Origin of the sequence: Chitinophaga cymbidii (genome assembly GCF_007992715.1) — a bacterium.
GTDB classification, from domain to species: domain Bacteria; phylum Bacteroidota; class Bacteroidia; order Chitinophagales; family Chitinophagaceae; genus Chitinophaga; species Chitinophaga cymbidii.
In genome coordinates this window covers 297092-311204 of record NZ_BKAU01000005.1, presented here as the reverse complement: position 1 = coordinate 311204, position 14113 = coordinate 297092, and the positions used below count along the sequence as shown (strand labels likewise).

General features: G+C 52.4%; 9 protein-coding genes. 1 reads left to right on the top strand and 8 read right to left on the bottom strand.

The features are described 5' to 3' along the window. The first annotated feature begins 352 nt into the window (after window positions 1–352). A complete protein-coding gene (gene rsgA, locus CCY01nite_RS19855; RefSeq protein ID WP_146865467.1) occupies window positions 353–1414 on the top strand; it encodes a ribosome small subunit-dependent GTPase A in 1062 nt (353 codons plus the stop codon). Window positions 1415–1487: 73 nt separating this feature from the next. Here the strand turns inward: rsgA and CCY01nite_RS19850 are convergent, their stop codons facing one another. The 8 genes from CCY01nite_RS19850 to CCY01nite_RS19815 form a co-directional block, all read right to left on the bottom strand. Further along, window positions 1488–2591: a TlpA disulfide reductase family protein gene (locus CCY01nite_RS19850; protein ID WP_146865465.1), complete on the bottom strand. Its 1104-nt coding sequence runs from the start codon at window positions 2589–2591 to the stop codon at window positions 1488–1490. Window positions 2592–2601: 10 nt separating this feature from the next. Continuing rightward, window positions 2602–4107, bottom strand: coding sequence for a redoxin domain-containing protein (locus CCY01nite_RS27120; RefSeq protein ID WP_146865464.1), 1506 nt, complete (start codon window positions 4105–4107; stop codon window positions 2602–2604). 26 nt (window positions 4108–4133) lie between these two features. Further along, entirely contained in the window at window positions 4134–5696 is a 1563-nt protein-coding gene (locus tag CCY01nite_RS19840; RefSeq protein WP_146865462.1) for a RagB/SusD family nutrient uptake outer membrane protein, read from the bottom strand. Window positions 5697–5708: 12 nt separating this feature from the next. Then, a complete protein-coding gene (locus CCY01nite_RS19835; protein WP_186831170.1) occupies window positions 5709–9182 on the bottom strand; it encodes a SusC/RagA family TonB-linked outer membrane protein in 3474 nt (1157 codons plus the stop codon). A 250-nt stretch (window positions 9183–9432) separates the two neighbouring features. Further along, window positions 9433–10557: a FecR family protein gene (locus tag CCY01nite_RS19830; RefSeq protein ID WP_146865459.1), complete on the bottom strand. Its 1125-nt coding sequence runs from the start codon at window positions 10555–10557 to the stop codon at window positions 9433–9435. 58 nt (window positions 10558–10615) lie between these two features. After that, window positions 10616–11191 (bottom strand): RNA polymerase sigma factor, encoded by a 576-nt coding sequence (locus CCY01nite_RS19825; RefSeq protein ID WP_186831169.1) that lies wholly within the window; start codon window positions 11189–11191, stop codon window positions 10616–10618. Window positions 11192–11358: 167 nt separating this feature from the next. Continuing rightward, entirely contained in the window at window positions 11359–12561 is a 1203-nt protein-coding gene (locus CCY01nite_RS19820; RefSeq protein WP_146865455.1) for a TlpA disulfide reductase family protein, read from the bottom strand. A 92-nt stretch (window positions 12562–12653) separates the two neighbouring features. After that, complete coding sequence (locus CCY01nite_RS19815; RefSeq protein WP_146865453.1) at window positions 12654–14111, bottom strand: RagB/SusD family nutrient uptake outer membrane protein; 1458 nt, start codon at window positions 14109–14111, stop codon at window positions 12654–12656. Window positions 14112–14113 lie beyond the last annotated feature (2 nt).

The following is a 14113-nucleotide window of genomic DNA, read 5'->3' as shown; positions in this document are numbered from 1 at the left end:
TTCAAATCAGTTACAAACCAGTTCGAAAATTGTTCACCAAGGGGCACACGAGGCCCCTGTAAGTCATTATTTACAGGGGCTTTTTCTTTTGTTAAACCCCGGTCTGGAGAACGTACAGCCACCGGAATTTTGTGTAGACCGCTATGCGTTCATACCAATATTTCATTACCTTTGCATCTCATGACACGCCAATCACCATACAACCTCTTGTCGATTATTGTCGCCTAACGCAGGCCCACAAAGCAATTTCGCTTTAATACTCCCCGGCTACCTGCGTCAGAAAGTCTTCAATTAATTTGTTGAAACCAACTTGCTATGCCTGTCCGCATACGCAAGACAGAATTATTATACCATGCCGGCACTACAGTCGTACGGATGGAATGAGCATTTTATGCGTCATTTCGAAATAAACACTTCCAGGGACCTCGAAGCTGCGAGAGTTCTGTCTATACAAGGATTTAAACATCTGCTGATCACGGAAACAGGCAACGTCGAGGCACAACTCGCCGGCGCACTTATGAACAGCCGCGAACCGGAAGCCTATCCCAAAGTAGGCGATTGGGTACTGATGAAACCTTACGATGAGGAAGGCATTATCATCGATACACTACCGCGCATCAACGAACTCAGCCGCAAAGCGCCCGGTACGCAAAGCAGGCGGCAGGTGCTCGCAGCCAATATCGATGCGGCGTTTATCGTGCAGGCGCTCGGGCGCGATTACAATCTCATGCGTTTGCAACGTTACCTGCAGCAGATCGTGCAGTGCAATATTCAGCCTGTCGTTATTCTCAATAAGGCAGACCTCGTACCCGATCCGGAAACATACAGGCAGGAAGTACAGGAACTGGGATACAATTGCCCGGTGGTGCTCACCAGCGCACTGAATCAGGCGCAGCAGGAAGCGTGGGCGAATCAATATCTTCTGCCCCGGCACACTTACATCCTTCTGGGATCGTCAGGCGTAGGCAAAAGCACGCTGGTCAACAGCCTGCTGGGTTACAAGCTGCAGGAAGAAGGCGCTACCAGCACCGCCAACTACAAGGGAAAACATACCACCACCGCCAGGCATCTCGTACTGCTTCCCAATGGCAGCATGATCATCGACGCACCAGGAATGCGCGAGTTTGGCGTTACAGCAGAGAGCGGAAGCGAGGGCGTACATCACCCGCAGATAGATGAGCTGGCACCGCAATGCCGGTTTGGCAATTGCACCCACCAGCATGAGCCCGGTTGCGCCATCATAGCAGCTGTCCACAACGGCACATTGCCGAAGGTGGTATACCACAGCTACCTGAAACTATTGCGTGAGCAATACCATTTCCAGGCCAGTGAAGCGGATAAAAGACGAGATGAAAAGCAGTTTACAAAAATGGCAAAGCAGGTATTCAAACACCGGAAAGACAGCAAGTATTGATCACCGTAAAGAGGCCGTCTCAAAAGTACTGAGACGGCCTCTTTTAGTTCGATAAAAACAACGGAATCATCAATTAAGACCTGTCAAATATCTCTGATAAGGTCTTTTGCAATTGATCACCGTGCAGGTCTTTTGCAACGATTTTTCCGTTGGGGTCCAGGAGAAAATTAGTCGGCACCGCCTTGATGCCATACACTTTCGCCACTTCGTTCTGCCAGCCTTTCAGGTCGGAAACGTGCGTCCAGGTGAGGCCGTCGTCGTGGATGGCTTTCATCCACCTGGCTTTGGCGCCGGGCATGTCGAGCGATACGCCGAGGATGGTGAAACCTTTATCCTTGTAGGCGCTGAAAGCTTTTACGAGATTGGGATTGTCTGCCCGGCAAGGGCCGCACCAGCTGGCCCAGAAATCGACGAGCACGTATTTGCCTTTGAAGGATGAGAGTGTCACAGGATTGCCCAGCGTATCGTTCTGCGTGAAATCCGGCGCCGTATTACCGATAGCCAGTTTCTTATTGTTGGCGATAGCATTTTTTATTTCCTGGCCGTAAGAGGTATAATCAAATTCAGGCGACAGCAACCGGGAAAGATCTTCCAGCTTCGCTTCATTGATCAGGAAGTTGCGGTAGGTAGCGTACGTAGCAACCGGAGATGAGGGGTGCTTCCTGATGAAGCCTTCAATCGCGGCTTCTCTCGCGCTATAGATCCGCCTTCTTTCTTTTTCCCTTTTCTCCTTCCCCGCCAAGGTGGTGTCGGAATCAGCGGATTGAAATAACTTCCTGAATTGGGCATCGAAAGGCTGTTTCGTTTTTTCGAGCAGATCAAAGTCTTTGGTGGCCTGCGATCCCTGCACCCGGCCATCGTCCAGGTTATGCTTGTCCAAAGCTACTTTTACATTCCCGCCATCCGAAAAGAACAAATACATCGGCTGATTGACATATTGTTTTTCCAGCGACAAAATCAGCGGCGAAGGCTCAGATAATGTTCCCTTGAAACGGAACGTCCCGTTGGTGACAACCGCGGAATCTCCCTGACCAGGGCCAAACACGGCCAGGTAAATTTTCCCCGACGGCAGTCCTTTTATCGTACCCTCAATGGTATAATCCAGCTTCGGCGCCTGGGCGGCCACCGCACCGCCGGCCAATAATGCCACACTCAATAACTTCAACTTCTTGTACATATATTCGTTTTTACAACAAAGACTGGATCATCAGCTTCAGCATGACTTCACTGTCCGCATCGATCATAAAGCCGTAATAAGCGATATTGCCATCCTGATCGATGAGCAGGTTGGTGGGCGCCACCCTGATCTTGTAATCCTTCACGATCGCTTCCGTTGCACCCAGCGGCGTGAAGGAATATTTCGTTCCCTTCATAAAAGGCAATACGAAATCATCCTGTTCCCGCAGGATATTCACGCCTGCATATGCCAGCTGATCTTTGCTGATATCTTTAATACCGGCTTCGATATGCGGCATCTCCCCGCGGCAGGGGCCGCAGCCGGGATACCAAAACGACAACAGGAGTACCTTTCCTTTATAATCTGACAGCTTCACCTTCTTCCCGGCGGGATAGCTATCCACTTCGAAAGGCAGCGCCGGCCGGGAGTTCCGGGCGATAATCGCGCGTAGCTCCGCTTTAACCCTGGTTTCATTTTTCCCTAGGCTTTTGCCATATAACGCCAGCGAGTCTTTCACATCGGGGAAAGGCGTTTTCGCCTGGAAGGCGATCAGACTGTCGTACGCCGCCTGCATTTCGCCGGACGCCTTCAACGCGGTAGCTTTCGCGATCGCCACCCTGGTGCCGATATTCAGGTTGAACTTGCCGTGCATGTCCATAGGCATGAGGATCGCTTTCGCCGCTGCGAAATTGCCATCTTTCATTTTGATGTCCGCCGCAGCAAGTTCTATTGCCAGCTTCAACCGCATGGGGAATCTCATTCTTTCTGCCGCGATAGTTTTAAATGATTCAGACAATACAATGGCCTTGTCGTACCTGCCTGTCCGGATATAAGCATCTGCCAGCCGGCTCATGGCGAACTGCTTGATTTCCGCGGGAAATGACAGGTTATAGAGCTTTTCCCAAATTGCAATCTTCTCCTCCTCGTTCCGAATGCCCAACCCCATTATGTGCAGGGCGTGGAGAGTGGATTCGTCGCTGGGATATTTCTCCGCAAGCCTCAACATCTGTTGCTTCCAGGCCGCTTCATCTTCTTCCTGCATCAAGTTAGCCAGCTCATACTGAAGTTGTACATTTCCCGTGTCCGCGGCCAGCGCCTTCGTGATGTATTCCCGTTTTTTGGCGTCATCTCCCCGCATGGAAGCATCCAGTGCCAGATCTTTCCAAACTGCTACATCGCCCGGCTGCAGCGCCGCCGCCTGAAGCAGGTAACCTGCGGTTTTGGGGCTGTAGTGCCCGTATTTATCCGCCAGCGCTTTCGGAATGGAGGCGGATTGAGGATATTTTTTCATCAGGGATTCATATGACGATCTGGCGTCGTCCCCGCTGCGGAAGGCGGCCAGATATGCCTTATGCGCTTCCATATTGTCAGGGGCCGCTTCCACCGCCGCCCGCAGCTGTTTTTTCTCTTTGGCGGAAACGGGAACGAAGTCCTGTTTTTGTGCATGAACATGGTTAAACAAGGGCATTGCACAAGCTACCATCATCAACGCCCGGTATATTAATTTTCCTTTCATGATTCTATTTGTTTTGTGCTGATATGTTAATACTTGTTCTGTTCGATAACGCCCTGGCTGGCGGTGATATCCGTATTCGGGATGGGAGCCGCCCACCGGCGGGAGCCTTTTGTCAGGGTGTACGTCTTCAGCGGCTGGCTGGTTGTGACGTTAGAAATAGTATAGGGATAGAAGCTCCGGGTCAGGATCACATCGTCCCCTTCATATTCATTGTGGTTATACCGGCGCAGATCATACCAGCGCTGGGAGAAAGGCAGTTCCCGCCTTCTTTCTTCCGCCACTTTCCGGATGGCATCGTCTTTCCCGGTTGCGGTCAGGTTCACCCATACGCCGGGCTCCATGCGCTTGGCGCGCAGCTGGTTCAACGCATCCATGGCCGGTCCCGCGCTGCCCGCATGTGCGAGCGCTTCCGCCCTGATCAACAGCATCTCGGCAACCGTAGGCCCTGAAGGCACCCGGTCCTTGAAAAAGAAAACGTAGCCGGGATAGTCGTAGGACGGGTTGATCATCCCCCGGTCGTACGAATACCCTTCCACTACATGATACCGGTACCGGAGGTCGTGCTGCTGGTCATACAGCGCCAGCAACTCCGGGCTCGGTACATACCACCAGGAACCGTGGCTGAGCATGCGGAAATAAAGAAACTCCTTCCACCCGATCATATCCGTAAAATCCATCTGGTTATTGTGCGCGTAGGGATATTGAATGGTATAAGTGGATTGCTGGGGCGTACCAGCATTCAATGTCACCGTCCGCGGCTGGCCGTACCGCATTTCGGTATTGTAATCCACGAGCGTGCTGTAGGCCGACAATGCCGCGTCAGCATATTCCAGCGCTTTGGCATAATTGTAACGGTTCAGCCAATACCGCGCGGCAAATCCGTTGACGCCCGCTTTGCTGGCCCGCCAGTGCACCGGCCTGCCGGATTGTACCAGGGGAACGGTGGTTTTCATCGCCTCGGCCAGATCTGACTCGATCTGCTCGTATACTTTATGCAACGGCTGGCGCGCTTCGGCTTCCTCAAAGTTAATGGTCAGCTTGATGGGCAGGCCCGGCTCGTTCTTCGTCGCTTCCGAATAGGGCAGGCAATAAGTGTTGGCCAACACCCAGTAGCTGTAAGCCCTTACCAGGTGCGCATCCGCTTTCAGATTGGCTTTCTGTTCCGCCGTGCCGCCGCTCACTTTATCCAGGTATTCCAGCACCGTGTTGGCGTAGAAGATCTTGCTGTACTCGTTCGTCCAGAACCGGTCGGTGGTCAGGTTGCGGGGCAGGATGTCCGCATCCCAAAATGTATACTGTATGCCTGTCAGGTTAAAAGCACCTGGCTGCGCGTCGTAAAGTTGCTTATCCAGGAAATAATCATCCGTACTATACACGGCGGTATTATTCACTTCGGCACTGAATCCGGCGGAAGGCGCTCCGCTCAGGGCCGGCTGGTAGCCGTTCATGATCTGTTCCAGCTGATCGAAGCGCTCGATCTCCATGGCGGCTGTTTTGCTGGGAGGCTCGCCAAGAAAGTCATCGATCTTGCTGCATCCCGCAGCCAAAACCATCAAACAAAGTATCGTTGCTTTTATCGTATTTGTCATCTTCCCGCGTTTTTAAAATTCACACTTAAAACCAAATGTATATGTCGGCATGGGCCGCATCGTGCCGCGCACGTATTCCGGATCTTCGCCGGCTTTATTCGCGCGGATGATGAACAGGTTGTTGCCCTGTGCATATACCATCAACCGGCTCATCCCTATCCTGCGGGTGATCCCCGGCGCCAGGGTGTAGTTGAGATTCACTTCCTGCATCCTTACATGCGATGCGCTTTCTATGAGATACCCCATCCCGCCGGCTGCAGAAGACCAGGCATAATACTCCGGTTCCACATCGTTCAGCGGCAGCGGAATAATTTTGGAAGGATCGCCCTGCATCACTTCGGTCAGCTTCGAGTTGGGCAATACCCTGCCCGTCCAGGTTGCCGGGTAGTTGAAAGCCATCCGCTGGAATTTATGTCCGAACTTGCCCGTCACGATAAAGGAAAGCGCCAGCCTTTTGTACTGGAAAGCATTCATGAACCCTACAGTATACGGCGCCACCAGGGTGCCTTTATCCTGCATGTACAACCGCGGATCGGCATCCACGAAAGAGGTAAGGGTGAACTTCTGCTTATCCGGCCCGTAAAACACCGGCTGCTTGTCTTCTACTCCGGCGTATTCCCTGCGCCAGATCGTATTGGCATCATATCCTTCTACATACGCAGCGGAGCCGCCCCACGACATCTGGTAAGCGTTGTAATTGATGACGAACAGATCGGTGATCCGGTTGCGGTTGTAAGAGAAGTTCACGTTCCCCCGCCAGGTCAGGTCCTTCGTAATGTTTTGAATCGTACCCAGCTCCAATTCGATCCCTTTGTTCGTCATGGCGGCATTGTTCAGGCGTTGGGAAGCGGTACCGTGAATGGATGGAATAGACAGCACGGCCAACAGATCCTGCCCGTTCTTGTTATAGAGGTCCACTTTACCCATCAGGCCGTTTTTGAAGAACGAGAAGTCGAAGCCCAGCGTCCATACCTTGGTCCGCTCCCACCGCAACGTAGGGTTACCGAAGCTGGAGAAGCCCGCCGTATAGGCATTAATGAAAATATTGGGGCTCGCGCCGGGAGTGATCAAAGGCCGGAACGAGGTCGTGGGATCGTAGTTCCCCAGGTGGCCGTACGTAAGCCTGGCCGTCAGCTGATCGATCCAGGTCGCGGATTGCAGGAAGTCCTCACGCCCCGCCTGCCAGGCGACGCCGGCGGAATAGAACGGTGCATACCGGTATGCGGGATCATCCGTGATGAGGTTCGACGCATCGAAGCGATAGCTGCCGGACACCGTGTATTTCCCGTTATAGGTATAGGCCGCATTGCCGAACGCAGAGAACAGCCGCTGCGTGTTGTATTCGAGTCTATTGACATAATTGAAAGTCTGGTTATACCCCATCCAGTCCACCAGGGGCGCCGAAGGCCCGCCAGGGCCGTTGGGAAGTATGCCCACGCCCATCGTCTGTTCGTTATAACCGTATGCGGTGGGATTGGTAATGGTTTGCACCGTCAGGCTTCTGAACTCTATCCCTCCGAGCGCGTTTACGGCATGCTTTTCTCCAAAACGCCGGTCGAAATTCAATTGTCCGCGTACGTTGTAGGATTCCGTCTTTTCCCGGCCGAGATTCAATATCCCGCCCTTGGGCAGATTGGGCGTAAAAGTATTGGCCACCTGGTCCCAGGATGTTGCGGTGTTCACAGTATTGCGCACTTCGAAGGTATTTTCGTTGGCGAGGTCCCTGCTGTTGCTGTTGCCCATCTCATACTGCCCGCGCAGTTCGGCCGACAGTCCCCGCAGAATCCGGAAAGTAAAGGCCGCCTGCAGCCGGGCGAGCGATTGCTCTACGGTACGGCTCCGGTTGGCGATCTCCTGGATGGGATTGTAGGTCCAGTCGGCGTAAGGAAATTTATCCATCGGTACAAAGCGATCCAGGATCGGCGTGTAGTACTGGTGAACATTGGTGAGGGAACCGTCCGGGTTCATCAGCATATCGTAGGGTGACCAGCTGTTGATATCCTCCAGCCTCACCCCGTTATTATTGTTTTTGCTGAAGAGGTACATCCCGTTTACATCCAGCTTCAGCCATCTGGCCAGATCGGCATTGCTGCGGAAGTTGAGCATGTAACGTTTCCCGTCCGTTCCTTTGAAGTTGGATTGGTTGTCCTCGTACATCATGGACATGAAATTCCTAAGTTTCTTCGTACCCCCCGAAAGCGATAAGTTCACCTGTGTGGAAACAGGGTTGGCGAGCAGATGATCGGAGATCTGGTCCCTGTTATCCTGTCCGCTCAACGTTTTCAGCCGCGCGTCGCGCTCCGCGGCGGTGATTTCCCCGAGGGAGAACTCATTGAGGGCAATTTGCGCGCTGGAGAAGGCTAATCCGGCATCGTAGAGGGAAACAGGGTTGGGAAGGATTCTCCAATTGGCGTAAGCCAGCTTTTCATACTCCACGGTTTCGGCGGAGGACGCAAGCGGGCGAACGTAATCCAGGTCCATCTTTGCTCCGATCCGTGTAAATGCGTTCAATTCAACTTTCAGCGGGGCATTCCTCCGCGTGTTTTTGGTGGTGACCACAATTACCCCGTTAGCGGCGCGGGCGCCCCAGATCGAGGCCGCCGCCGCATCCTTCAATACCGTTACCGTTTCCACGTCGTTCGGGTTGATCGATCTGAAATCGCCCTGTACCGGGAAACCGTCGACCACCAGCAGCGGCGCGGGGTTGGCCTGAAGGCTCGTTTGCCCGCGGATCTCGAAAGTAGGATTGCCGTTCTCATCCATCCCTCTCGCCTGCAACCCGGCGATGGTACCGATGAGGCGCTGGGATATATCGGTGGAGGGCTTGTCTAGCTGGTCTTTGCTGACGGTGCCGAACGAGCCGGTCGACCGTTCCTTGGAAATGGTCTGGTAACCGGTGGAATATTTCACTTCAACCACTTTCAGCTCCTGGGGATCGACTGACAGGACGATCTCGCCCAGGGAAGCCGCAGCCTTGATTTCTTTGGAGGTATACCCGATAAAAGAAACAACGATGATCGTGCCTTCATCGATGCCGGTCAGGATGAACTCACCGTTCCCGTCCGCCTGCACCTGCTTGCTGGTCCCTTTCACGCGCACGATGGCATTGGCAAGCGGCTCTCCGTTTTCGTCCAGGATGCGCCCCCGTACATCGATGGCGGCCAGGGGCACAACCGTTTTCCATACCGGGGCGGTTTCCTTCCGGATCGAAACGATTTTTCCTTCGATCCTGTATTCGAGCCCCAGGCCGGCCAGCGCGGCCTGCAAAGCCTGTTCCAGCGTGGCATCGGAAATGTTGATGCTCACTTTTTTTGATTCCGGAATGGTATTGTCGTCAAAGAAGAAATCGTACCCGGATTGCCCCCTGATTTCCTTTAACACCGAAACCAGTGACGCATTTTGCCTTTTAAGGGAAATACGCTGCCCGTACGTTGCCGCGCTCACCTGCATCAGACAGGTCAATAATATCAGAGTAGTTAGCCGCATGATCAAGGCGATTTTGTGGTATAGGCGCATGCATATACCCGACTTGCTGGTATAAGTTTTATACATTTGTAATGTTCGGTTTTAGCTGCGTGCTGTTTCCTGGAATGTCATAGCATGCTGCGATTAACGATTTTAGCTGATTGGCTGAACTGTAACCGGGAGCGTTCACCGCGCTTCCGGTTGTTTTTTTCTACATGTCTGGTAAGTGTTTTTTCATTGATGATGCTGGTTTTTGGTTGATTAATGGTTGCTATTTGGTAACATATATCTTACGGCCTTCTATGCGGAAAGTGACCAGGCCGGCATGCTCGATTGATTTTAAAACGGTGGAAAGGTTGTTGGATCTGGATATCCAGCCGCCGGACCGCAGGTTTGCCGGCACGGAAGCGTCATAAATTACTTCCACATTATACCAGCGGGCGATCTTTCGCATCGCTGTCCGGAAATCCACGTGATTGAGATAGAAGTCCCCGTTCTTCCAATCTACAACGCTATCGGTATCCACTGCGGCTACCTGCAGGCCGCCGTTGCGGCTGCGCGCCTGTTGCCCGGGCACCAGCAGCTGCGTGGCGCCATTCGCTTTCACGCTTACCGAGCCGCCGATCAGCGTGGTCGCTACAGAAGGCTCGTCGGCGTAGCAGTTGATGTTAAATTCGGTGCCCAGTACCTGAACGGTTTGATTGCCCGCCTCCACGATAAACGGATGCTTCGCGTCTTTGGCCACTTGGAAAAAAGCCTCTCCCGCGAGCTTGACCCTCCGTTCGCTGCGGCCAGCGATATTAGCCGGGTATTCAAGGCTGGAAGCGGAGTTCAGGGAAATAACGGAACCGTCGGGAAGCTTTACTTCGTATGATTCTCCCGGGCTGGTGGATAAAATATTGACAGCCGATGCATCCTGGTCCGTAGCGGTAATTTCATATACAAGTACGCCCGATGCCGACTTCCGGATCGTTACGCCGGCCTGTTTGGCCAGCTCTCCTTCTGCCTGGTCGGACAAGCGGATCTTTTGACCGTTCGCCAGCGTGAGGGTGGCGCCGGCTTTACCGGGAGCCACATCATTTCTATTCGCAATTTCACGGGCTGGCGGAGCAGTTCTGAAAACGGTCGTAAAGAGCAATGCCCCCATGACCAACGCCACTGAAGCTGCCGCCGCCCATACGGGCCAAAGCCGCCGCTTACGGGGTTGCCGGGATGCCGGCAGCCGTTGCCAGATTTCATCCCGGATGGCAGCCGCATCCATGATTTCACCGGCATGCGGAGCCTGCTCCGCATACAGATTGAACCATTGGTCGATCAGGCGTTCCTCTTCCGGAGAGCACAACCCGTCTCTGTACCGCCGGAGCAGTTCATCTTCCGGTCTGAAATCTTCTTGCATAGCTTTTGCCAGGTTTTGGAGATATAACGATTAACCCGGCCTCATGTCCCAGATGGTTTTAAAAAAAAACCAGAAAAATGTTCATGGAATCCCCCAGCTTATCTTTCAGGATGCGTATTGCGTTGCTGATCTGGTTTCTGGCTGTCTTTTCGGAAATACCCAATTCGTCAGCGATCTGTTGGCTGGTTTTAAATTCTTTCCGGCTTTTCTCGAATACTACCCGCATCTTTTCCGGGAGGTTCATGATTTCGCGCTCGATCTGATCGTATAATTGCTTCTCGATATATAGTCTGTCTGGTATGGCGTCGCTCTGTTGAATGAATGTTCTGAGAGATCTCAGGTATTCGTTTTCTATCTTCAGATGTCTGACAATATCAAGTATCCGGTTTCGGGTGACCGTATATAAGAACGCGGCAAGCGGCGGCCTGACGTTACCTTCAGGCGCTTTGATCCAGAAAACGGTAAAGACCTCCTGCACTACATCCTTTGCAGCGGCATCGTCCTGCAGCATTTTCCTGGCGAAACGGAACAATAATTCCCAGTAACGATCATATATAACTTCGTATGCCTTATTGTCTCCCGCCTTGAAAGCCAGCAATAACGCATCATCCGACTTATGAGAAAACTTATCCATATTACCTGCCGGCAACCCAGGGCCGGCAGTACAAATAAAATGATTTGGCGGGTGGAATTCAAATAAAAGACAAGCCGGGCCGGGCACGGCCGCGGCCATTTCACCCGGTTCCATCGGGATAAAGCCCGGCACGAAGGGAAGAAACCAATGTTACGTATTGCTTATGCCTACTGGCTGCGACCGCCAGCCTTTGCCTGCACTTTTCCCAACAACTCCTCCAGTTTGGCGTCCAGTTTGCGTTCCTCATCATCCGTCACCCGAAGCACAATGTTCCCCGACTGGTCCACCAGGATTTTAGTAGGATAAGCATAGATGCTGAAAATCTTCCGGAGATCAGCATCACCATCATTCACATTAAAGATCTGCGGCCAGGTGATGCCATCTTTGGCGATAGCATCACGCAGCTTCTGCTCACCCACCTTTCTGTCCTTGTCAAATTCCACACCCACGCCGATAATTTCAAAACCCAGGGGCTTGAATTTCTCATACACTTCTTTAAGATGCGGATGCCCGTTACGGCACCATACACACCAGCTTCCCCAGAAATCGATCAGGAACACACGGCCTTTATAACTATTGATGTCTATTGTTCCGCCTGCCAGAGATGGCCCGCTGAAATGCGGAAGCTTGCGCGTGCCCAGCTCCTTTAGCCGCTTGTCAAAATCCTTTCCGTCCGGGGTTTCTTTCAGCTTGGGGCCTAGCTGATCATTCAGGGAAACCAGTTCTGCATAAACAGAATCGGCTCCCGGTTTGAACAATTTGTCGTTCTGATAATCCTGCAAGGCGTCCTTCATGGCCTGGATAGCAAACGGATTATTAGGGTATTTCCGGATGAAATCTTTTTTGGCGGTCACAATGGCCTGCAGTGCGGCGCGTTTCTTGGCAGACCTCTCCTTACCCGGCGGCTCTTTGCGTGTCTGCTGATATACTTTTTCGTTATTGTCTATAAACGGCTTCAGGTAAGCGTCGTACAGGTCGGCATCTGCCGTCATAGGCGAACCGGTCACTACCGCATCCCTGAAACGGCCGGTGATGCTGACTTCGATCTTCCCTTCACCAAGGTATATCCTGCGGCTTTCCGAGATGCCGCGGAGCCGGTTTTCAGCAGATGTAAGCTGCCCGAACCGGGCGACCAGCGTCGCCTGCAAGGGCTCCTGCACTTCGCCTTTGAATGCAAAGTTCCCTTTCACTATATCGGTGCTGTCTGCATGGTTTTCGCCGTCCTCATAATAATACAGGAAAATCTTGCTGATCGAATCAGCCAACTCCCCGGAGATATGTCCGGATACCGTAAAGGCCAGTTTTTTCTCCTGTGCTGCACTAAACGAAGCAATGGCTGACAGCAGCAGGCTGAAGATTAATTTTTTCATCTGTTCGTTATCTATTGATGATAAAGCTTATCGCCCGGTTAAAGGCTGCTGTGATTGTTGCCCTGATTCCTTCATCACAGCAGCCTCTGATATTACAACCCGTAACCCGGATTCGGCGTGAGATGTACGTTCACTTTCAGCTCACTGGAGGGAATGGGCCAAAGTTTATACTCCGGTTTCCATACACCACCTTTTGCAGCAGCAATGGCCGGCATGATTTCGTCTGCCCGCGTGATGGACGTATTTGAAAATCCTTTCCACCGCTTGATATCAAACCAGCGATGCCCCATTTCTGTAAACAGCTCAAGGCGGCGTTCCCTTTCCAGCGCAAGCATAAACTCCTGCAGCGTGGTGGCTGTAACCTCTGTCTGGTCTGCCCGTGAACGGACAGCATTGATGTCTGCCATGCCGCCATCGGTGCCCGAGATCCGTCCCTGCATCGCTTTAGCCTCGGCGCGTATCAGATATTGCTCCGCCAGGCGGAGCACCATGGTATGCTCTGTAGTGGCGGAGTTGCCGGCAGCCTGGTATACCTTATATTTAAAGGGATACGGGTAACCCGTTCCATCAGCGATGAACAGGTTGGTCCAGTTGGTCTGCCGTTTGTCGCCCTCCAGAACATCCATCTGTGTTTCGGAAAGCGACAGGCCCGGATAGCCGGTGACGGGTGAGGTCCTGATAATAAGAATATTGCCGTCCCAGGTATTAACACCGGAACCGTTCGCTGCCAGCCCTAACTGCCAGATAGCTTCCCGGCTGTTCACTAAAAATGTCTGGTTCAGATCGTTGTCCATTTTGTAGGTTTCCGCCTGGTTGATCACTTCCGTAGCGCTCATTTCAGCATTTGCCCAATCGCCCGCATACAGGTAAGCTCTTGCGAGCAGCGCGGTGGCGGCAAATTTATTGGGGCGCACTCGGTCTGTGGTCACCACATTCGTGGCGGATAAATATTCATTCCTGAGTAACGACTGCGCATCTTTTAAATCCTGGATGATCTGTTGATAAACATCCTGCACAGGTTTCCTGGGCAACGTGATATTCACTTTATAGTCGGTAGTGGTTGGCACCGGAACATCCCCATATAAGTTGACGAGGTAGAAATAGCAAAATGCCCGGAGAAATTTAGCCTCTCCTGTCAATTGCTGTTTTACCGGCTCACTGATGGTCGGTGATGCGGTCACTCCTTCGATCGCGGCATTGATAGCATAAATGAGTTTGTAACATCTTACCCATATGCCTAACACATATGAGTTATCCGCCAGCAAACTATTCTTTGCGAATTCCGAATAAGTCTGCGACGCCTGGTAATACTTCAGTTCATCCGATCCCATTCCTGTCAGGAGCCCCACACCGGAAGAACCATGCACAAAATCAGTGTTCACGGTCATATTATACAGTATCCCGGTAAGCACCGAGGTAGCCGTGGCGTTGGTGGTATAAGCCGTTCTGTCGGAGATGGAATTTACAGGCGGATCAAGTTCCACAAACTTTGCACATCCCGTTGTGGCGGCCAATAACGCAATAACGTATATTTTGATAATATTCTTCATTG